General features: G+C 62.7%; 20 protein-coding genes, 1 tRNA gene and 1 pseudogene. 14 read left to right on the forward strand and 8 right to left on the reverse strand.

Features of this window, described 5'->3' with window-relative positions:
- Positions 1-2: 2 nt before the first annotated feature.
- The 4 genes from FGD77_RS12585 to FGD77_RS12600 all read left to right on the forward strand — a co-directional run bounded on the left by FGD77_RS12585 (position 3) and on the right by FGD77_RS12600 (position 2,235).
- Positions 3-548, forward strand: a complete 546-nt coding sequence (locus FGD77_RS12585; RefSeq protein ID WP_255010137.1) for a 6,7-dimethyl-8-ribityllumazine synthase — start codon at positions 3-5, stop codon at positions 546-548.
- Positions 545-1,030, forward strand: coding sequence for a transcription antitermination factor NusB (gene nusB, locus FGD77_RS12590; RefSeq protein ID WP_255010140.1), 486 nt, complete (start codon positions 545-547; stop codon positions 1,028-1,030). The genes FGD77_RS12585 and nusB overlap by 4 nt, the downstream gene beginning before the upstream one ends.
- A 128-nt stretch (positions 1,031-1,158) precedes the next feature.
- Positions 1,159-1,491 carry a hypothetical protein gene (locus FGD77_RS12595; protein WP_255010143.1) on the forward strand — a complete coding sequence of 111 codons (333 nt, stop codon included), beginning with the start codon at positions 1,159-1,161 and terminating at the stop codon, positions 1,489-1,491.
- 285 nt (positions 1,492-1,776) lie between these two features.
- Positions 1,777-2,235, forward strand: a complete 459-nt coding sequence (locus FGD77_RS12600; protein WP_255010145.1) for an MmcB family DNA repair protein — start codon at positions 1,777-1,779, stop codon at positions 2,233-2,235.
- Between the two features lie 17 nt (positions 2,236-2,252).
- On the opposite strand, the gene FGD77_RS12605 is transcribed toward FGD77_RS12600, so the two are convergent.
- Complete coding sequence (locus FGD77_RS12605; RefSeq protein WP_255010148.1) at positions 2,253-2,438, reverse strand: DUF6324 family protein; 186 nt, start codon at positions 2,436-2,438, stop codon at positions 2,253-2,255.
- Between the two features lie 159 nt (positions 2,439-2,597).
- Between FGD77_RS12605 and FGD77_RS12610 the strand changes: the two genes are divergently transcribed.
- Positions 2,598-2,674: transfer RNA gene (locus FGD77_RS12610), tRNA-His, on the forward strand.
- Positions 2,675-2,684: 10 nt separating this feature from the next.
- On the opposite strand, the gene FGD77_RS12615 is transcribed toward FGD77_RS12610, so the two are convergent.
- Positions 2,685-2,990 carry a DUF6476 family protein gene (locus FGD77_RS12615; RefSeq protein ID WP_255010150.1) on the reverse strand — a complete coding sequence of 102 codons (306 nt, stop codon included), beginning with the start codon at positions 2,988-2,990 and terminating at the stop codon, positions 2,685-2,687.
- On the opposite strand from FGD77_RS12615, the gene FGD77_RS12620 reads away from it, so the two are divergent.
- Both FGD77_RS12620 and rpoH read left to right on the forward strand, forming a co-directional pair.
- Positions 2,989-4,038, forward strand: coding sequence for an RluA family pseudouridine synthase (locus FGD77_RS12620; protein ID WP_255010152.1), 1,050 nt, complete (start codon positions 2,989-2,991; stop codon positions 4,036-4,038). The two genes, FGD77_RS12615 and FGD77_RS12620, sit on opposite strands and share 2 nt — an antisense overlap.
- Positions 4,039-4,183: 145 nt before the next feature.
- Positions 4,184-5,080 carry an RNA polymerase sigma factor RpoH gene (gene rpoH / locus FGD77_RS12625; RefSeq protein WP_255010155.1) on the forward strand — a complete coding sequence of 299 codons (897 nt, stop codon included), beginning with the start codon at positions 4,184-4,186 and terminating at the stop codon, positions 5,078-5,080.
- An 88-nt stretch (positions 5,081-5,168) separates the two neighbouring features.
- Here the strand turns inward: rpoH and FGD77_RS12630 are convergent, their stop codons facing one another.
- Positions 5,169-6,989 carry a M3 family oligoendopeptidase gene (locus tag FGD77_RS12630; RefSeq protein ID WP_255010157.1) on the reverse strand — a complete coding sequence of 607 codons (1,821 nt, stop codon included), beginning with the start codon at positions 6,987-6,989 and terminating at the stop codon, positions 5,169-5,171.
- Positions 6,986-7,201, reverse strand: a complete 216-nt coding sequence (locus tag FGD77_RS12635; protein WP_255010159.1) for a hypothetical protein — start codon at positions 7,199-7,201, stop codon at positions 6,986-6,988. Before FGD77_RS12635 ends, FGD77_RS12630 begins: the two co-directional genes overlap by 4 nt.
- 414 nt (positions 7,202-7,615) lie before the next feature.
- On the opposite strand from FGD77_RS12635, the gene FGD77_RS12640 reads away from it, so the two are divergent.
- A complete protein-coding gene (locus FGD77_RS12640) occupies positions 7,616-8,446 on the forward strand; it encodes a fumarylacetoacetate hydrolase family protein (protein ID WP_255010162.1) in 831 nt (276 codons plus the stop codon).
- Positions 8,447-8,451: 5 nt separating this feature from the next.
- Here the strand turns inward: FGD77_RS12640 and FGD77_RS12645 are convergent, their stop codons facing one another.
- Positions 8,452-9,384: an alpha/beta fold hydrolase gene (locus FGD77_RS12645; RefSeq protein WP_255010163.1), complete on the reverse strand. Its 933-nt coding sequence runs from the start codon at positions 9,382-9,384 to the stop codon at positions 8,452-8,454.
- On the reverse strand, positions 9,384-9,674 hold the full coding sequence (locus FGD77_RS12650) for an SCP2 sterol-binding domain-containing protein (RefSeq protein ID WP_255010166.1): 291 nt from the start codon (positions 9,672-9,674) through the stop codon (positions 9,384-9,386). Before FGD77_RS12650 ends, FGD77_RS12645 begins: the two co-directional genes overlap by 1 nt.
- A gap of 70 nt (positions 9,675-9,744) precedes the next feature.
- On the opposite strand from FGD77_RS12650, the gene FGD77_RS12655 reads away from it, so the two are divergent.
- The 5 genes from FGD77_RS12655 (at position 9,745) to FGD77_RS12675 (ending at position 14,814) form a co-directional block, all read left to right on the forward strand.
- Positions 9,745-10,305 (forward strand): hypothetical protein, encoded by a 561-nt coding sequence (locus FGD77_RS12655; protein ID WP_255010168.1) that lies wholly within the window; start codon positions 9,745-9,747, stop codon positions 10,303-10,305.
- A 31-nt stretch (positions 10,306-10,336) separates the two neighbouring features.
- Positions 10,337-13,204 (forward strand): helicase-related protein, encoded by a 2,868-nt coding sequence (locus FGD77_RS12660; RefSeq protein ID WP_255010171.1) that lies wholly within the window; start codon positions 10,337-10,339, stop codon positions 13,202-13,204.
- A 17-nt stretch (positions 13,205-13,221) separates the two neighbouring features.
- Positions 13,222-13,608, forward strand: a complete 387-nt coding sequence (locus tag FGD77_RS12665) for an RNA-binding S4 domain-containing protein (RefSeq protein WP_255014204.1) — start codon at positions 13,222-13,224, stop codon at positions 13,606-13,608.
- A gap of 46 nt (positions 13,609-13,654) precedes the next feature.
- Positions 13,655-13,993, forward strand: coding sequence for a ferredoxin FdxA (gene fdxA, locus FGD77_RS12670; protein WP_255010173.1), 339 nt, complete (start codon positions 13,655-13,657; stop codon positions 13,991-13,993).
- A gap of 311 nt (positions 13,994-14,304) precedes the next feature.
- Positions 14,305-14,814 (forward strand): CarD family transcriptional regulator, encoded by a 510-nt coding sequence (locus FGD77_RS12675; RefSeq protein ID WP_255010175.1) that lies wholly within the window; start codon positions 14,305-14,307, stop codon positions 14,812-14,814.
- Between the two features lie 63 nt (positions 14,815-14,877).
- Here the strand turns inward: FGD77_RS12675 and cobS are convergent, their stop codons facing one another.
- Positions 14,878-15,633, reverse strand: coding sequence for an adenosylcobinamide-GDP ribazoletransferase (gene cobS, locus FGD77_RS12680; RefSeq protein WP_255010177.1), 756 nt, complete (start codon positions 15,631-15,633; stop codon positions 14,878-14,880).
- Between the two features lie 81 nt (positions 15,634-15,714).
- Here cobS and cobT point away from each other — a divergent pair, with 81 nt between their 5' ends.
- The gene (cobT, locus tag FGD77_RS12685) at positions 15,715-16,731 is read left to right on the forward strand and encodes a nicotinate-nucleotide--dimethylbenzimidazole phosphoribosyltransferase (protein ID WP_255010178.1); all 1,017 of its coding nucleotides are present in this window, start codon (positions 15,715-15,717) and stop codon (positions 16,729-16,731) included.
- Positions 16,732-16,793: 62 nt separating this feature from the next.
- Here cobT and FGD77_RS12690 read toward each other — a convergent pair.
- Positions 16,794-18,490: pseudogene (locus FGD77_RS12690) on the reverse strand (IS66 family transposase).
- Positions 18,491-18,520: the final 30 nt, after the last annotated feature.

An 18,520-nucleotide genomic window follows, 5' to 3' on the forward strand; every position in this document is an offset into this window, starting at 1 on the left:
CGATGGCAGGCACTGAATACACCATGCCCCGCGCAGAGTTGGACAAGCCCGCCAAGCTGCTGATCGTCGTCGCGCCATTCTACCGCGACATTGCCGACAACATGATCGCCGGCGCAACAGCCGAGATCGAGGCGACAGGCGCCACCTATGATCTGATCGAAGTGCCCGGTGCGCTGGAGCTGCCCACTGCCATCGGCATCGCCGAACGCCTCAGCAATTTTGACGGCTATGTCGCGCTTGGCTGTGTCATCCGGGGCGAAACGACCCATTACGAAACCGTGTGCAACGATTCCAGCCGGGGGATCACCCTGCTGGGTCTTCAGGGTGTTTGCATCGGCAACGGCATCCTGACGGTCGAGAACCGCGATCAGGCCGAGGCGCGGGCCGATCCTGCGCGCATGAACAAGGGGGCAGGCGCCGCCGCCGCCGCCTTGCATCTGGTCGCGCTGACCCGTAAATGGGGCGCTCCGCGCAAGGGCGTGGGGTTCATTCCCGGCGCGGACGAGATGCGCATCGCGGGCACATCCAAGGACAAACCGACGGTATGACAGGCCAAGCTGCACCCATTTCCGGCAACCAAAAACGCAAGATGCGCTCGGCCGCGCGGCTATATGCCGTTCAGGCGCTGTTCCAGATGGAGCATTCCAACCAGAGCGTGAATTCGGTCTATCTGGAATTCCTGGATCATCGTTTTGGTGCGCAGGTCGATGATGATTGCGATATGATCGAGGGGGACGAAGATCTGTTTCGCGGCGTTCTGGACAGCGCGGTCGACAATCAGCGCCGGATTGATCAGATGACCGACCGCGCGCTGGTGGCCAAATGGCCCATCGCGCGGATTGACCCGACGCTGCGGGCGCTATTTCGTGCCGCCGGGGCTGAACTGATCGGCAACGACACGCCGCCGCGCGTGATCATCACCGAATATGTCGATGTCGCGACCAGCTTTTTCCCGGATGGGCGCGAGCCGAAATTCGTCAACGCGGTTTTGGATCACATGGCGCGCGAGGCACGGCCAGAGGCGTTCTAGAGCCGCAGGTGGGTCTGCTCTGACAAGGCCATGTTGAACCGCCGTATGGGCCATTCCCCGCCGATCGCCCTTGTGGCGAGACATGTTCGCGTTACATTGATAGTATCCCATTCGCAGGAGATGCCCCGATGCCGAAACTGATCCGCCTCTATATCACGCATGTGGCTATAGGATTCGGGATTGCAGGCGCGTTTGTCGGGATGCTGCTGTGGTTCAATATCGCCAATCTGTGGCACCTTGTGTCCCACTCGGACAAGGGGTGGCTGGCCGTTCTGGTTCTGTGGCTCGCCAATGGAATCGTTTTTGCCGGGGTTCAGTTCGCGATTGCCGTCATGAACATGAAGGATGACGACGACGAACCGCGCGGTGGTCATCGCCAGCGTGTGAGCCGGAGTAACGGCCAGATGGCGCCGGTCCGCATCACCGCCGAAGGGCGGCCCGACGCGCCCAAGCGCGGCTGATCGCACCCTCAACGGGCGCTACCACATATTATCAACGCGCAATGGGTAAGTGGCGGGCCCGCACGCAGCCGTTTGGTTATCTCATTCCCGAGGACCTGTATTTACAGGTGGGCACCGGGTAACCTGACCAGGGTCAGGACAGAGCCAGCTCCCTCGGATTTGCTTAAGGCCACCGGAATGCAACCGTTCACGAGAAGGGCAGAACCCGCCACTGCCCTAGGTAGGGTGGTGCGGGCGGTTCGGCAAGGGGGTTGCGTGCGTTCTCTTTTTGTTCACGATGGCGCCATGCGAAACAATTTACCGACAGGCCAACCGCTGATACAGCTTCATCCTGGGCAGATACTGGCCCGCGGTGTCTGTCGGCATCTGGCCGAAATGAATTTTGCCGCGCTTGAGGAATACGTGCCCGAGCGGGGGCGCCGCGTCGATGTCATGGCACTGGGCCCCAAGGGCGAGCTGTGGGTCATCGAATGCAAGTCGAGCCGGGCCGATTTCATGTCAGACGGCAAATGGCAGGGCTATCTGGACTGGGCTGACCGGTTTTTCTGGGCCGTCGATACGGATTTCCCGGCTGATATCCTTCCAAAGGAGACGGGGCTGATTCTGGCCGATGGTTATGGCGCCGAAATCGTGCGCATGGGGCCAGAAACGCGCCTGCCCGGCGCAAGGTGCAGCGCCGTCACCCGCAAGTTCGCCCGCGATGCGGCACGGCGCCTGCTGGGGTGGCGTGATCCCGTATCATAACGCGGTCTCTCCGAAAATCAGCTGATTTTCGCCGCGCTTTTGGCCGCTGCCACGATTTCGGCGGCGATCTCTTCGGCCTCTTCGGGCGAGAAATCCATCGGGATTTCGACCCCCTGCGATTCGATGAAGATACGTACCATGCCCTGATCGGTCGGCCCGATTTGCATGTTGGCCTCGACGTCGCGCTCGTTGTTGATGCCCATGATATCGCTCCTTCTGGTCAGGGCGTTTGGATAGCCCGGCCCGGATGCGATGGCAAGACGGATCGCGCCGGTGCTTCTGCCGGGCGCCGATGCGAAGGCTGTGAAAATCGGCGGTTTTGGGTTGCAATCGCAGACACCCGACGCTAAATCGCACTCAGTGCCGCCTTAGCTCAGTTGGTTAGAGCGCTTGATTGTGGATCAAGAGGTCCCCCGTTCAAACCGGGGAGGTGGTACCACCCCTTCACATCAGTTTTCGATGCGGATCGTCTGGCGCAACTGCCCCGTTGCGCGGTCGAAGATCAGGATGTCATCGCTTGCGGTCACAACCGCATACCAATTGCCGCCTTGGGTAAAGGCCGCAGGCACCGTGCCATCGGGCAATGTGACCGAGACCGGCAGCGTGACATCCGCCCCGCCTGCGAAGCGGGTGACAAACAGCGCAACGATGATTATGAACCCGATAATCATGGTCGCTGTCAGCGCCGTGACAAGCGCACGCAGATATTTAACCATCGCCGGATCGACCGGCTGCATCTGGGGATCATCATCCATGGGCTCGACCCTATTGACTGTGCGGCTCGGTATGGACCCGCCGCCACGGCTTGACAAGGCATTGGCGCGGGATGTGCCCGAGGACGCGGCGCTGTCGCGCACCCGGCTGGCTCGTCTGATCGAGGCCGGGCAGGTGGCGGTCAACGGCGCTGTCGTCACCGATTGCAAGGCGCGCGTGGACGAGGGCGACGAGGTGGCCATCACCGTGCCCGAGGCCGAAGAAAGCCATATTCTGCCTGAGGATATCGCGCTGGACATCGTCCACGAGGACGGCGATCTGATCGTGGTAAACAAGCCTGCGGGCATGGTCGTGCATCCTGCCCCCGGCACACCCACCGGCACGCTGGTCAACGCCTTGCTACATCATTTCGGCGGCGATCTGTCCGGCGTCGGCGGCGCCAAGCGGCCCGGCATCGTCCACCGGATCGACAAGGACACCAGCGGCCTGCTGGTGGTGGCCAAATCCGACGCCGCGCATCATGGCCTTGCCGCGCAGTTTGAAAAACACAGCGCGCAGCGGCGGTATCTGGCGCTGTGCAACGGCGTGCCGGATGCGTCCGACCCGCGCCTGCGCGGCTTGCGCGGTATAACGTTCGAGCCGGGCAATATCCTGCGGATTGCCACCCATCTGGGCCGCCACCGCACCGACCGGCAAAAGCAGGCTGTCGGCTGGTCGGGCGGGCGCCATGCCGTCACACGCGCCCGCGCGATTCAGCAGTTCGGCGCACCTGCCGTCTGCGCGCTGCTGGAGTGCTGGCTGGAGACGGGGCGCACCCATCAGATCCGTGTGCATATGGCCTATGCCGGGCACGGTCTGATCGGCGATCCGGTCTATGGCGGCAAGCGCAAGCTGCCGCACAAGGCGCTGCCGCCGGCCGGCCTTGCCATGGCGCAGCAATTCCCCCGCCAAGCGTTGCATGCGGCCAGCCTGGGCTTTGTGCATCCGGTCAGCGCACAGGAAATGATGTTCGAGGCACCGTTGCCGGCAGACATGGCCGGGCTGATCGCCGCGCTCACGCCGGAGGCTGAAAATAGCACAGTCGCGTGATCCTGCCGACACATGGCTGGCAGATGGAACAGCGGAAGTTCATGATAGTTTAACAAGCATATGCAAGAAGCATTGAAAAAGGGCGCCCACGCGCCCAAATAGATGTTAAGGCCGTAAACATTGCGGCATCCGAAGGGGCAATACCATGGCAAACTATGCAAATCTGCCGGCACCGACGCCGGAAGGCGGGCTGAACCGCTACATGCAGGAAATCCGCAAATTCCCGCTGCTTGAGCCAGAAGAAGAGTACATGCTGGCCAAACGCTGGGTCGAGCAGGAAGATACCGAGGCGGCGCACCGCATGGTCACGTCGCACCTGCGCCTCGCCGCCAAGATCGCGATGGGCTACCGCGGCTATGGACTACCGCAGGCCGAGGTGATTTCCGAGGCGAACGTGGGCCTGATGCAGGCTGTCAAACGCTTCGATCCCGAAAAGGGCTTTCGACTTGCGACCTACGCGATGTGGTGGATCCGCGCGAGTATTCAGGAATATATCCTGCGCAGCTGGTCACTGGTCAAAATGGGTACGACCTCTGCCCAGAAAAAGCTGTTCTTCAACCTGCGCAAGGCGAAAAACAAGATCGGCGCGTTGGAAGAGGGCGATCTGCGCCCCGAGAATGTCAAGATAATCGCTACCCAGCTGGGCGTTACAGAAAAGGAAGTCATCTCGATGAACCGGCGGATGTCGGGCGGGGATGCGTCCTTGAACGCCACAGTCGGGTCCGAGGGCGAAGGCACGATGCAATGGCAGGACTGGCTGGAGGACACGGACGCCGATCAGGCCACCGATTACGAGGAACTGGACGAGCTGACCGCCCGCCGCGAGATGCTGGCCGAGGCAATGGATGTGCTGAATGACCGCGAAAAGGACATTCTGACGCAGCGCCGCCTGAGCGATCAGGCTATCACGCTGGAGGAGCTTAGCGGCCAGTATGACGTCAGCCGCGAGCGCATCCGCCAGATCGAAGTGCGCGCCTTTGAAAAGCTACAGACGCGCATGCGCAGTCTGGCGCAGGAAAAGGGCATGCTGGAGGACGCGTGAGATCTTCTAAGCATTCCAAGGTAGGATCCGGCGGCGCGCCCGCCGGATTTTTTCGTCTTGTGCGCCGCGCCTCAACTAGGCAGCGGCGTCAGTCCTCCATCGCTTCCAATTCGTCGATCATGCCCGAGATCATGTTCAGCCCCTTGTCCCAGAATTTGGGATCGCTGGCATCAAGGCCGAAGGGTTTCAGCAGGTCTGAATGGTGCTTGGAGCCGCCCGCTTTCAGCATGTCGAAATACTTGTCCTGAAAGCCCTCGGGCTGTTCTTCGTAGACGGCATAAAGCGCGTTCACCAGCCCGTCGCCGAAGGCGTAGGCATAGACGTAGAAGGGCGAGTGGACGAAATGCGGAATGTAGGCCCAGAACGTCTCGTACCCGTCGGCAAAATCGAAAACCGGCCCCAGCGATTCGGCCTGCACCGACATCCACAGCGCGTTGATGTCATCGGGGGTCTGTTCGCCGCCGCGCCGGGCCTCGTGCAGCTTGCATTCGAAATCGTAGAACGCGATCTGGCGCACGACGGTGTTGATCATATCCTCGACCTTGCCGGCCAGCATCACCTTGCGCTCGGCTTTGTCCTTGGCGCCGTCCAGCATCCGGCGGAAGGTCAGCATTTCGCCAAAGACGGATGCGGTTTCAGCCAGCGTCAGCGGGGTCGATGACAGCAATTCGCCCTGATCTGCGGCCAGCACCTGATGCACGCCATGCCCCAGCTCGTGCGCCAGCGTCATCACGTCGCGCGGTTTGCCCAGGTAATTCAGCATCACGTAGGGGTGCACATTCGTCACCGTGGGGTGGGCAAAGGCGCCGGGCGCCTTGCCTTTTTTCACGCCCGCATCAATCCAGCCCTTATCGAAAAACGGCTGCGCAATCTCGCCCATGCGCGGATCGAACGCGGTGTAGGCGTTCATCACCGTGTCGCGCGCGTCGTCCCAGCCGACGATGCGGGTCTCCTCCATCGGCAGGGGCGCGTTGCGATCCCAGACCTGCATCCGCTCCAGCCCCAGCCATTTTGCTTTCAGCGCGTAGTAGCGGTGGCTCAGCTTGGGGTAGGCGGCGACGACGGCATTGCGCAGCGCCTCAACCACCTCGGGCTCGACATCATTGCTCAGATGTCGCCCGGTCTGCGCCGTGGGCATGCCGCGCCAGCGGTCGATGACCTCTTTTTCCTTGGCCGATGTGTTGTGAACGCGGGAGAAGATGCGGATATTTTCGCCAAAGACGCGGGCCAGTTCGCGGGTGGCGGCCTCGCGTTTGCTGCGGTCCTGCTCGGTCAGCAGGTTCAGTGTGCCCTCGATACCCAGATCTTCGCCGTCCACGGTAAAAGTGAGCCCGGCGATGGTTTCATCGAACAGCCGTTCCCACGCGTCGCCGACCACGCCCATATCGTGCAGGAACTTCTCCATCTCGTCGGAGAGTTGGTAGGGCTTCATCGCGCGGATACGGTCCAGAACCGATTTGTAGCGGGCCAGATCGCTGGACTCGCTCAGCAGTTTGGACAGGTGGTCATCCTCCAGCCGGTTCAGTTCCAACGTGAAGAACACCAGCGGCGTTGTGAAGTTGGTAATCTTTTCCTGGCAGTCTGACAGGAACTTGGTGCGCGCGGGATCGGTCGTCAGCTGGTGGTAGCGCAGGCCCGCAAACGACATGATGCGCCCGGCGATGTTGCTGATCGCCTCGTCACGATGGATGCAGTTCAGCAGACCGGCAGCGTCAAGGCTGTCCAGCTTGCCCTCGTAATCGGCGGCAAAGGCGGCGCATTCGGCCTCCAGCCAATCCATGTCGCGGGCCAGCTCCGGGGCATCGGGGGCGGTGTAGAGATCGCTTAGATCCCAGTCCGGCAGCTTGCCCAGATCGCCCCCCTTGGTAGTGGCGTTGGCATCGAAGGCAGGCTGGGGAAGGCGGATCATGGGCTGTTTCCTTTATGGCTTTGGGTGCAGACATAGGCGGCGCAGGGCGCGCGCTCAAGGGTGGCGGGCCGATCAGCCGTATTGGCGCCGTATTTGGTGCAGGTCGTCCAGGCTATTGGCCCCTTGCCGCGCGCGCGGGGGTGTACCCAAGTGATGGTCTTGCAGAATTCATCATCGGCCAGACCGGAAAACGACATGGTGAAGGGTTCCATATCCTTGCCGTATTCTTCAACTATCGCGTAAAGATATCTATGTAACCATATGTTTTTGAGAATTACTTCTCCCGTACTTCTGGTTTTCGTATCCCAGCCGGACCAGCCGCCATGGCCCGGATCTACAGATCTCTGACCAGCCTCGCGCCGCCTGCGTATCCCACACAGCCCGACCCGTATCTGGGCCGATCCGGCGATTTTCACCATATGTTATCGAATCAATGGCTATATCGCCCTGGGCGATGCTGGGCGTCACCGATCTATGTGGAAATCGCTTGCGGGGCCGTTGCTGCCCTAGGGTGTGAATTGGGGGAGTGATGAGTCAAGGATGGATCGCAAGCCGGACTTGGCCAGCCTCTTGCGCGGGCGCGCAATGCGGCTAGTCTGCACGCGGATTGCGAGAGGGAGAGTAGCATGAAATTTGTACGATATGGCGAGGCGGGCGCCGAGAAGCCCGGCGTTCTGGATGACGCAGGCCGTTTGCGCGATCTTTCGGGCGTGCTGCCTGACATTGCGGGGGACGCGCTGTCGACGCTTGCGCAGATCGACCTAAGCAGCCTGCCCGAGGTGACCGGCGCGCCGCGCTTGGGCCCTCCTGTGGGCCAAGTGGGCAAGCTGATCGGTATCGGGCTGAACTATTCGGATCACGCTGCCGAGGCGGGCCTGAAACCGCCGCCCGAGCCGATTGTTTTCATGAAGGCGACATCGTCGATCACCGGGCCGAACGATCCGGTCTATCTGCCCCGAGGATCCGAGAAATCGGATTGGGAGGTGGAATTGGGCGTCGTCATCGGGCGCCATGCGAAATACGTGACCGAGGCCGAGGCGCTGGAGTATGTCGCTGGTTACACCATCGTCAACGACGTGTCCGAGCGGCACTTCCAGACCGAGCGCAAGGGCCAGTGGACCAAGGGTAAAAGCTGTGACAGCTTCGGCCCGATCGGCCCTTGGCTGGTGACACCGGATGAGGCGGGCGATCCGCAATCGCTGGATCTGGAGTTGGATCTGAACGGTGCCAAGGCGCAGCGCGGCAACACCGCGTCGATGGTGTTCAGCGTCGCGCATATCGTGTCATATCTCAGCCAGATGATGTCACTGCATCCGGGCGACATCATCGCCACAGGCACCCCGCCGGGTGTGGGAATGGGGATGAAGCCGCCCCGTTTCCTGCGCGAGGGGGATGTGATGGAACTGACAATCAGCGGCCTCGGCACGCAGCGGCAGGAGGTGCTGCGCGACGAATAGGGCGGTCAGGCGCGGTCCCAGAAGGTGGCCAGCAGGCCGGTGAGATGGCGGCGTGTTTCAGGTGTGTCCATCAACAGCTCGTGTCGGCCTCCTTCGACCGCTTCCAGCCGCGCCCCGGGCCAGTGGGCCATGCGCGCATCAATCGGGGCGCGACTGACGATATCTTCGTCGGTGCCGACAAAGGTGAGGCATGGCAGATCTGGCGGCGCCATGCGCGCCAATGCCCTGCATTCGCGCAGCGCCGCAAACAGCCATGTCAGGCTGGGACCACCCAAGGCCAACTGCGGATAGGTACGCAGTTGGGACACCATACGCGCGTGCATTTCCCGGTCGCGCGTCAGGGCGTTTGCCTCGAACGGGGCCTGCAGAAGATAGCAGCCGCGCACCGTTCCGGGGGCGTAAACGCGGCCCAGCCCAAGGGGGCGGCTGGCCCAGCTGAGCGACCACGCCACCGGGCGCAGAGCGGGTTTCATGGCGATGCCCCACATCGGCGCGGAAAAGGCGCAGCTGGCGACCGGCATCCCCTCGATCGCCGCGCGCAGGCCGATGCAGCCGCCCATGGAGTGGGCCAGAAGATGCCAGGGCCGGGGCAGGTCCAGCGCCTCGGCGGCCTCCAGCATGGCGGCGACGTCTGCCTGGTATTCGCTGAAATGAGTCACGTGGCCGGACATGGCGTCGTTCAACGCACGGTCTGCAAGGCCTTGACCGCGCCAGTCGATGACCAGCGTGCCGTAGCCCTGCGCCGCGAAATCGGCAGCAGAGATCCCATATTTCTCAATAAATTCAGTGCGCCCCGGAAATAGCAGCACGGTCCCCTTTGCGCCATCCGATGGCCAGTGACCGATGCGCAGGCGCACGCCGTCCCGCGTGGTCAGCCACATGGCGCGACCGCCGCGCGGGCCGTCGGCTATATCCCCGAAAAGCGGCGCGGCCTCCATCAGCCGAGGGCGCCGGCCAGTTTCAGCGCCAATCCCATGTCGCCGTCAATGCCCAGCTTGCCCGACATGAAGGCCGTCGCCGGATCCAGATCACCTTGGATAATCGCCTCGAAGACCTCGCCATCCGCCGTCAGGGTGACATCCGCCGCGTCGTCGCCTGCGCGCGCACCGCTGTTGTCGACCAAAATCGCGCCTTCGCCGGGCACGACGAATTTAGCGGTGCCATCCAATGCGGCGCCATTTAGCCGTGCGTTAAGGGCGATGATCGCCGCATCTATCCTGTCGCTCATGCGCGGGCCTTTCAAAATTGATCCGTCCGGGGGTTTGCTTTCCCGAAGTGGGCGCTAAACTTGGGCTGTTATGGGCATTCACCGATCCAATCTCAATCCTTTGCTTGCGGCCTGTGCTGCGGTGCTCTGCCTTGGCGGCGGCGCCCATGCGTCGGACGCGCGGCTGGACGAGATGTTCGAGGCGCTGCGCACCGCCCCGCCGGCCGAGGCGGCGCGCCTGGGCGAGGATATTCGCCTGCGCTTGTCCAACTCCGGCTCGCCCTCGATGAATCTACTGCTGAAGCGCGGGCGCGATGCGATGGCGTCGGGTGACGCGGATCTGGCGATCGAGCTTTTGGGGGCGCTGACCGACCACGCGCCGGAGTTCGCCGAGGGCTGGCATGCGCGGTCCGTTGCCTATGCGCGGGCTGGGCTGCTTGGCCCGGCGATGGACGATCTGACCCGTAGTCTGGCGCTGGATCCGCGCAATTTCGCCGCGATCTACAGCCTCGGCGCCCTGCTTGAGGAGGTCGGGCTGCCGGACCTTGCCGCCGAGGCGTATGGCCGTGTTGTTGCCATTCATCCACATTTCGACGACGCAGGCCTTGCGCTGGACCGTCTGAAAGCCGAGGTCAGCGGCACCGACCTCTGACGCGCATCCTCACCGACAGGAGACATGGCCTATGGCCGACCAGCCACGGATCCTTGCGGTTCTGGGACCGACCAACACCGGCAAGACGCATTACGCGATCGAGCGGATGCTGGGCTATCGCACCGGAGTCATCGGCCTGCCGCTGCGCCTGCTGGCGCGCGAGGTCTATGACAAAATCGTGCGCGCGCGCGGCCCGTCCGTCGTGGCGCTGGTCACTGGCGAAGAACGCATCGTGCCGCCCCGCGTGAAATACTGGGTCTGCACAGTCGAGGCGATGCCCGAGGGCATGGGCGCCGATTTCGTCGCCATTGACGAGATCCAGCTCTGCGCCGATCCCGAACGGGGCCATGTGTTCACCGACCGCCTGCTGCGGATGCGCGGGCTGCGCGAGACGCAGTTTCTGGGCGCCGCGACCATGCGCAATGCCATTGCCGCGCTGATCCCCGAGGTGGAATTCATCCCCCGCCAGCGCATGTCGCAGCTAACCTATTCAGGGTCGAAAAAAATAAACCGGATGCCGGAACGCAGCGCGATTGTCGGGTTTTCGGTTGATAACGTCTATGCCATCGCCGAAGTGCTGCGGCGCCAAAAGGGCGGCGCAGCCGTTGTCATGGGCGCGCTCAGCCCGCGCACGCGCAATGCGCAGGTGGATCTGTATCAAAATGGCGACGTCGATTATCTGGTGGCGACCGATGCCATCGGCATGGGTCTGAATCTGGATATCGACCACGTCGCGTTCTCGTCGCTCACCAAATTTGACGGCCGCCGCATGCGCGATCTGATGCCAAATGAACTGGCCCAGATCGCCGGGCGCGCGGGACGGGGAATGACCAACGGCACCTTCGGCGTCACCGGCGAGGCGCCGGATCTGTCGCCTGAAGTGGCCGAGGCCATCATGGAGCACCGCTTCGCCCCCATTCGCAAACTGGAGTGGCGCAACGCGGCGCTGCGGATGGGGACGGTGCCGTCGCTGATCGCGTCGCTTGAGCAAAAACCGCAGAATGATTTGCTGGCGCTGGCCCGCGATGCCGATGATCTGACCGCGCTACGCAGCCTAGCCGAAGCGCCCGATATCAAGGCACGCGCGACCAATGGCAACGCCGTCAAACTGCTGTGGGATGTCTGCCGTGTTCCCGATTTTCGCGGCATCAGCGGGGCCGAGCATGCCAGCCTTCTGGAGACCATATTTTGCGACCTGCACGAGCTGGGCCGCATCCCTGATGACTGGCTGGCCGGGCAAATCAAGCGTATTGATCGAACCGATGGCGACATTGATACGTTGTCTAAACGTCTGGCCTTTATTCGCACCTGGACCTATGTCGCCCAGCGAAAAGGCTGGGTGGATGACGAAACGCATTGGCGCGGAGCGACTCGCGCTGTAGAAGACCGATTGTCGGACGCGCTGCATGGGGCGCTGACACAGAGATTTGTGGATCGGCGCACATCCGTGCTGTTGCGCCGGCTCAAGCAGAAGGAAGCCATTGTGGCAGAGGTTAACGATACTGGTGACGTAACGGTCGACGGCGAATTCGTCGGTCGTCTGGATGGGTTCCGCTTTGTTCAGGACAAGGCGGCGAGCGGGCAGGAGGCCAAGGCGCTGAGCCAGGCCAGCGTGTCGGCGCTTGCACCCCATTTCAATCTGCGCGCGGACCGCTTTTACAATGCGCCCGACACCGAGATCGACTTTACCGAACAGGGCGGCCTCATGTGGGGCAAGGACGCGGTGGGCAAGCTGACCCCCGGTACTGACCCGATGAAGCCCGGCATCAAGGTGTTCGTTGATGACGTGGCCGGTGCGGACGTGATCCAAAAGGTCGAGCGGCGCCTGCAACATTTCATCGACCGCAAGATCGCGACGCTGTTCGAGCCGCTGCTGAATATCGGTCGTGACGAGACCCTGACAGGCCTTGCGCGCGGCTTTGGCTTTCGCATGGTCGAGACGATGGGCGTCATCCCGCGCGGCGATGTCGCGGACGAGGTCAAATCGCTGGAGCAGGACGCGCGCGGCGCGCTGCGCAAGCATGGCGTGCGTTTCGGCCAGTTTACCGTGTTTATGCCGCTGCTGCTGAAGCCCGCGCCGACGCGCCTGCGTCTGGTTCTTTGGGCGCTTGCGAACGGCATGGACGACTTTCCCGAGGCACCGCCCCCCGGTCTGGTGACCGTTCCGGCCACGCGGATGCCACAGGGCTATTACACGATGGCGGGCTACCGCGCTGCCGGCGCCCGCGCGATTCGCATCGACATGCTGGAGCGTCTGGCCGACATGCTGCGCACCGAGGACAGCCGCGCCGGGTTCGAGGCCAAGGCCGACATGCTGTCGATCACCGGCATGACGCTGGAGCAGTTCGCAGATCTGATGGTCGGCCTTGGCTACAAGGCCGAGCGCGGTGAGCGGGCCAAGGTCAAGCCGGTCGACAAGATCATGGATGAGGTGCCGGGCATCGAGCCGGCCCCCGAGACCGTCGACGATGTGGTCGACCAGATCGAGGCGAACGGCGTCGCGCCAATCGCCGAGACGCCTGAAGGTGCCACCGAAGTGTCCGCCGCCATCCCCGAGACGGGCGAGACCGAGGTTGCCCCCGGCACGCCCGCTGACCCCATCGCGCCCGAGGTGGAGCCCGAAGTTTACTACACCTTCACCTGGGCCGGGCGCGCACGCCGCGCCGCTGCCTCCGAGGGGCGCGGCAAGGCGTCTGAAGCGCGCGAAAAGCCACGCGCCAAGGGCAAGCCGCAAGGCGGCAAGGAGGGGCGCGGCAAACCGCAAGGCGGCAAGCCGCGCGGCGGCCCCAAGGCGGACAACGCCAAAAGCCATAGCGCAGGGCCAGCCCCGAAGAAGGACCGTATCGATCCGGACAATCCGTTTGCCGCAGCCCTCATGGGGCTCAAGAAGGGCAAGTGAAGACTGCGCCACAGGCTATTGACGAGGCGGGAAAAATCCGCCTCGACAAATGGCTCTGGCAGGCGCGGTTTTTCAAGACGCGCAGCCTTGCGGCGGCGGTGGTCAAGGGCGGGCACCTGCGCGTGAATGGGAACCGCGCGGGCAAGGCCGCGCAGTTTGTGCGCCCCGGAGATGTGCTGACCTTTTCGCAGGCCCAATCGGTACGCGTGGTGCGTATTGTCGCCATCGGCCTGCGGCGTGGCCCTGCGCCAGAGGCGCAGATGCTATACGATGATTTGGCGCCCCCGCCCGAGCCGGAGACCAAGACCTTTGTTTCGCCAAACCCCAGATACGAGGGAAAAGGGCGGCCCACGAAACGCGACAGGCGCAAACTGGACCTGAATGGCGGTCAGGCGCTTGAATGATCGGTGGCTGTGGATTAAGTCACTCGCATCCATCCAAGAGGCCGACATGACCTATATCGTCACCGATAACTGCATCGCCTGTAAATACACCGACTGCGTCGAGGTATGCCCTGTCGATTGTTTTTACGAGGGCGAGAACATGCTGGTCATCCACCCGGACGAGTGCATCGATTGCGGCGTCTGCGAGCCTGAATGCCCAGCCGACGCCATCCGCCCAGACACCGAACCGGACATGGAATCCTGGGTCGAATTCAACCGCAAGTATTCCGAAATGTGGCCTGTTATCGTCACCAAGAAAGACGAGTTGCCCGAGGCACAGGAACGCGACGGCGAAACGGATAAGCTGGAGAAGTATTTTTCCGAAGCGCCGGGCGAAGGCGATTAAGCGGACATAGCTGCTGCTGATTCGCGCAGATTAGGCGCCTTCATTCGGTGCTGTGCGCTGGAAAAAACCCATAAAACGTTGGCGATGCAGCACACATTGCTGCGGCTGCATAGTTGGCCTTCCTTAGAGGGTAAAATTATGGTATTGTATTCAAGAATGCAATGCCATGCCCGATATCCATTTTCCCTCGCTAGCGCCCGGGTATGGATTTTTCTGTGCCAAGACTTCGTGATCCGTTGCTACCGGCCTCATGCCGGGGCGCGGTCATGTTGTTCGCGGCGTTCGGGTCCGGCCGGGAAAGGAAAATCCAGATGAGCAAGTCCAGAAAACCTGATTTCAGCCCTAATGATTTTGTCGTCTATCCCGCCCATGGCGTGGGCAAGATCGTTTCGATCGAAAAGCAGGAGATCGCCGGGATCGAGTTGGAGCTATTCGTCGTCTCCTTCGAAAAGGACAAGATGACACTGCGCGTACCGACCAACAAGGCGACCGAAATCGGCATGCGCTCGCTCTCCAGCCCCGATATCGTGACCAAGGCGATGACGACGCTCAAGGGCAAGGCCAAGGCGAAAAAGGCCATGTGGTCGCGCCGCGCGCAGGAATACGAGCAAAAGATCAACTCGGGCGACCTGATCGCCATCGCCGAGGTGGTGCGCGATCTGCACCGCACAGACGACCAGCGTGAGCAGAGCTATTCCGAGCGTCAGTTGTACGAGGCCGCGTTGGAGCGTCTGACACGCGAAGTTGCTGCCGTCAGCGGTGATGACGAAGTGCAGGCCGCAAAGCAGGTCGGAGATGTGCTGATCTCGCGCGCCGCCTGAAAGTATGACATGAACAAAGGGCCGTATCCTGCGGGGATACGGCCCTTTTTTATGGAGTACCGCTTAGGCGATGATTGACAGCAGGACGGCGATCTCGGCGATCTGTTGCGCTGCGCCCAGAATGTCACCGGTTTGTCCGCCGATCTTGCTCTGAGCGATCCAGCCGACGGCCACCGTCGCGAGAAGCGCGCAGATCACCGCCCCGATGCCCGACCAGCCCAGCAGGACGATCGCAACAATCGTCGCCAGCCCGGCCCCCCAGCTAACGATACGCCAGGTAGGTCGGCCAACGCCGCGCGAAAGCCCCGCGCCACGCGCATTGGGCAGGCCCCGCATCAGCGCAGGCATGACGGCCCGAGATAGCGCACCAGTGGCGACGAGTGCGGCCAGCGCCCAGGTTCCATCCACCTCGAACAGCAACCACAGCGCCGCCCAACGGGCTGATAGTGACAACATCAGGGCCAGAGTGCCGAAGGTGCCGATATGGCTGTCCTTCATGATTTCCAACCGCTGCGGGCGGGTCCAGCCGCCCCAAAGCCCGTCGACGGTATCGGCCAACCCGTCCTCGTGCATGGCGCCGGTCAGGATAATCTGCGTGGACAGCGCGGCCAGCGCCGCCAACGCGGCGGGCAGCCCGAACCAATGTGCGAACAGCCCTGCGATACCGGCGATCAGCCCCACTGCCATCCCGGCCAGAGGATAGGCCCATCCCGCCTGCGCGCCGCGCGGCGCGGCGTCGGTGACCGGCAGCCGGGTCAACAGGCCAAAGGCGGCGCGGATATCGGCAAGCTGCGGGGGGGGGGCTTCGTTTTTGCGCATGGATAGGGCCTTTTGGGGATGCAGACTGCATGAGTCCTTGCGATATACCGCCTGATAGATCATTTGCAAACGGGGTCCACCATGGCGCAGACATTCCAGACATTGGCCGATATCATTGCCCTTTTGGATGGTACGCCCGCGCCCGATGCCGCCGCACTGACCGCTGCGCAGGAGCGCGACGGTACGCTGACCAAACCCCCCGGCGCGCTAGGCAGGCTAGAGCAGATTGCAGCTTGGTATTGCAGTTGGCGGGGGGATGCGCGCGCGCGCGTGGCTGCGCCGCGGATCATCGTCTTTGCCGGCAATCACGGCGTCGCGGCGCGGGGGGTGTCGGCCTTTCCGCCCGAGGTCACGGCGCAGATGGTGGCGAATTTTCGGGCCGGCGGCGCAGCGGTGAATCAGCTGGCCCGGCAATTCGGCGCGCGCATGGATGTGCATGCGCTGGATCTGGATCGCCCGACCGATGATTTCACCCAAGGCCCGGCGATGGATATGGCCGGATTCCTCGCTGCGCTGGAGGTGGGGTGGTACGCGGTGGATCCTGCGACCGATCTGCTGGTCGTGGGCGAAATGGGCATTGGCAACACCACCTCCGCGTCGGCCATCGCGCATGGCCTTTGGGGCGGGCAGGCGCAGGACTGGACCGGCAGGGGCACCGGCGTCGATGCGCACGGTCTGGAGATCAAGGCGCGTGTCGTGGCCGAAGGCGTGCGCCGCCATGCGGATCGTCTGGGCCAGCCGCTTGAGATATTGCGGTGTCTGGGGGGGCGCGAATTGGCGGCGATGGCGGGCGCGATTCTGCGGGCGCGGCATTTGTCCGTGCCTGTCATCCTTGACGGGTTCATCTGCACGGCGGCGGCTGCCTGCCTTGAGGCGCAGCGGCCCGGCGCGCTGGATCATTGCATCGCCGGGCATGTCAGCGCCGAGCCGGGGCATAAATTGGCGTTGGCCCGTCTGGGCAAGGCGCCGCTGTTATCGCTGGGCATGCGTCTGGGCGAAGGGTCGGGCGCGGCGCTGGCACTGCCTATCGTGCAGGGCGCGCTGGCCTGTCACAGTGGCATGGCCACCTTTGCAGAGGCGGGTGTGGTCGGGGGCTAAAGCGTTTCGCGAAAAACCTGAATCACTGTGTTTCTCGGTAACCGCGCCATTGAGACCGCAGCTTATGCGGCTTGACTGTCGGTTGTGGATGCCAGCGGCGCCCAATTCCACGGTAATAATTCATCGAGCCTGTTGATCTTGTGATCGTGGATGCGGTCGAGGATGTCGGCGAGATAGGCCTGCGGGTCGAGACCGTTGAGCTTGGCGGTTTCGATGATGGTCATAGCGCGAGCGAGGGTTTCCGCACCGGTATCGGCCCCTGCAAATAGCCAATTTTCCTTCCAATGCCAATTGGACGCAAGGCGCGCTCGGCGGGATTGTTGTCGATAGCGACGCGGCCATCGGTCAGGAACAGGCTGAAGGCCTCCTGTCGACTGAGGCCATAGCGGAATGCCTTGGCCAGATCGCTTTTGCCCGGAATGCGCAGGAGTTGTTGCTCTGACCAAGCAAAGAAGGCCGTGACCTTTGGTTGGCTCAACTGTTGACGCGCGGCATGGCGGACACCAGCGGGTTGACCGTTAATGTCGCGCTCGATGTCGTAAAGCTTGCCGATCCGGTCGAGCGCCTCGCGGGCAATCTCGGATTTTGTCGAGGTCCAAAAATCATGGAAGTCACGCCGCAGATGTGCCCAACAGGCTGCCTCTCGCAAACGCCGCCCACTATTGGATTCAGGCTCGTAAAGCTTGGCATAGCCCTTGTAGCCGTCCGCCTGCAGGATGCCGCGGGCATTGGCCAGATGGCTGAGGACGTGCTCTTCCTTCCAGTTCGGTGCGAACCGATAGACCGCACCGGGTGGCGCGGCACCCGCCCATGGGCGCTGATCGCGCACATAGGCCCAGATCCGGCCTTGCTTCACACCTTTGCCAAGCCCTTTGTCTTTCTTGGAGCGGTCCAACACCCGGATCGGCGTATCATCTGCGTGCAGCAAATCGCTGCCCATGATGTCAGCCTCAATGCGCTCGATCAGCGGCGACAGGGTCTTCATGGCGCGGCCACCCGGGGCTCCGCCCGTTCACACCTCAGACTGTCCACTGGACAGTCTGTCGCTTCGCGAACCGGTGTTCACCCAGCCGACCAGCGTGCTTTCGGGGATGTCTGCCCCCATGCGTTCGAAGATCTCGTGCTGGCGATATAACGGAAGGTGGTCGTCGAACTTCGAGACCAGCACATGCGCCAGCAGGTTCGGGCCTGCCATACTGCCCGGGATCGGACGGCTTGGCGCGGGTTCCTGCACGATCCGCTCGCAGCGGCGGCAGGACTTCTTGATCCGGGCGATCTGGATCACCTTCATCTGCGCGGCGATCATGTCGAGGAGTTCGCTGACATCCTCCCCCACCACGCGAAGATCGCCGCCACAGTCAGGGCAGCAGGTGCCGGGGTCCAGTTCACGCCGCTCGCGTGGGGTCGTATCCGAGACCCGTGGTCGGCGGCGCAAAGCGGGTGCATCGGCAGCTTCCGGTGACGGTTCATCCTGCCCTTCGTCGATGGGCGCGTCATCGTTTTCCGCTACGGCGACCAACAGGTCTTCGAGCGCCAGTTCCAGCTGCTCGATTTCGCGCTCGACCTTTTCCGAGGACTTGCCAAAGGCCAGTTTCTGCAACTTGGCGATCCGCAGGCGCAACGCTTGAACCAGTTGATCATGGACACGCAATGTCGCCGACATCTTGGCGTTCTCTGCCTCGATCCGAGCATTTTCTACCTGCAAAGCCGCGATCATCGCCCTCAATTCAGCGGGATCATCCGCTGCCCGGCAGCGCATGCTTGCATGCGCGAGAGGGGGCAAATTTTC

Source organism: Roseovarius sp. M141, from assembly GCF_024355225.1.
GTDB lineage: Bacteria > Pseudomonadota > Alphaproteobacteria > Rhodobacterales > Rhodobacteraceae > Roseovarius.

What these genes read in the sequence shown, in the direction of transcription:
- cobS (WP_255010177.1), bottom strand. Translation starts at nt 15,633, where the DNA reads ATGCGCAAAAACGAAGCCCCCCCCCCGCAGCTTGCCGATATCCGCGCC.
- cobT (WP_255010178.1), top strand. Translation starts at nt 15,715, where the DNA reads ATGGCGCAGACATTCCAGACATTGGCCGATATCATTGCCCTTTTGGAT.
- FGD77_RS12650 (WP_255010166.1), bottom strand. Translation starts at nt 9,674, where the DNA reads ATGAGCGACAGGATAGATGCGGCGATCATCGCCCTTAACGCACGGCTA.
- FGD77_RS12585 (WP_255010137.1), top strand. Translation starts at nt 3, where the DNA reads ATGGCAGGCACTGAATACACCATGCCCCGCGCAGAGTTGGACAAGCCC.
- FGD77_RS12615 (WP_255010150.1), bottom strand. Translation starts at nt 2,990, where the DNA reads ATGGATGATGATCCCCAGATGCAGCCGGTCGATCCGGCGATGGTTAAA.
- FGD77_RS12635 (WP_255010159.1), bottom strand. Translation starts at nt 7,201, where the DNA reads ATGGAACCCTTCACCATGTCGTTTTCCGGTCTGGCCGATGATGAATTC.
- nusB (WP_255010140.1), top strand. Translation starts at nt 545, where the DNA reads ATGACAGGCCAAGCTGCACCCATTTCCGGCAACCAAAAACGCAAGATG.
- FGD77_RS12645 (WP_255010163.1), bottom strand. Translation starts at nt 9,384, where the DNA reads ATGGAGGCCGCGCCGCTTTTCGGGGATATAGCCGACGGCCCGCGCGGC.
- FGD77_RS12620 (WP_255010152.1), top strand. Translation starts at nt 2,989, where the DNA reads ATGGGCTCGACCCTATTGACTGTGCGGCTCGGTATGGACCCGCCGCCA.
- rpoH (WP_255010155.1), top strand. Translation starts at nt 4,184, where the DNA reads ATGGCAAACTATGCAAATCTGCCGGCACCGACGCCGGAAGGCGGGCTG.
- FGD77_RS12675 (WP_255010175.1), top strand. Translation starts at nt 14,305, where the DNA reads ATGAGCAAGTCCAGAAAACCTGATTTCAGCCCTAATGATTTTGTCGTC.
- FGD77_RS12605 (WP_255010148.1), bottom strand. Translation starts at nt 2,438, where the DNA reads ATGGGCATCAACAACGAGCGCGACGTCGAGGCCAACATGCAAATCGGG.
- FGD77_RS12630 (WP_255010157.1), bottom strand. Translation starts at nt 6,989, where the DNA reads ATGATCCGCCTTCCCCAGCCTGCCTTCGATGCCAACGCCACTACCAAG.
- FGD77_RS12595 (WP_255010143.1), top strand. Translation starts at nt 1,159, where the DNA reads ATGCCGAAACTGATCCGCCTCTATATCACGCATGTGGCTATAGGATTC.
- fdxA (WP_255010173.1), top strand. Translation starts at nt 13,655, where the DNA reads ATGACCTATATCGTCACCGATAACTGCATCGCCTGTAAATACACCGAC.
- FGD77_RS12660 (WP_255010171.1), top strand. Translation starts at nt 10,337, where the DNA reads ATGGCCGACCAGCCACGGATCCTTGCGGTTCTGGGACCGACCAACACC.
- FGD77_RS12600 (WP_255010145.1), top strand. Translation starts at nt 1,777, where the DNA reads ATGCGAAACAATTTACCGACAGGCCAACCGCTGATACAGCTTCATCCT.
- FGD77_RS12640 (WP_255010162.1), top strand. Translation starts at nt 7,616, where the DNA reads ATGAAATTTGTACGATATGGCGAGGCGGGCGCCGAGAAGCCCGGCGTT.
- FGD77_RS12655 (WP_255010168.1), top strand. Translation starts at nt 9,745, where the DNA reads ATGGGCATTCACCGATCCAATCTCAATCCTTTGCTTGCGGCCTGTGCT.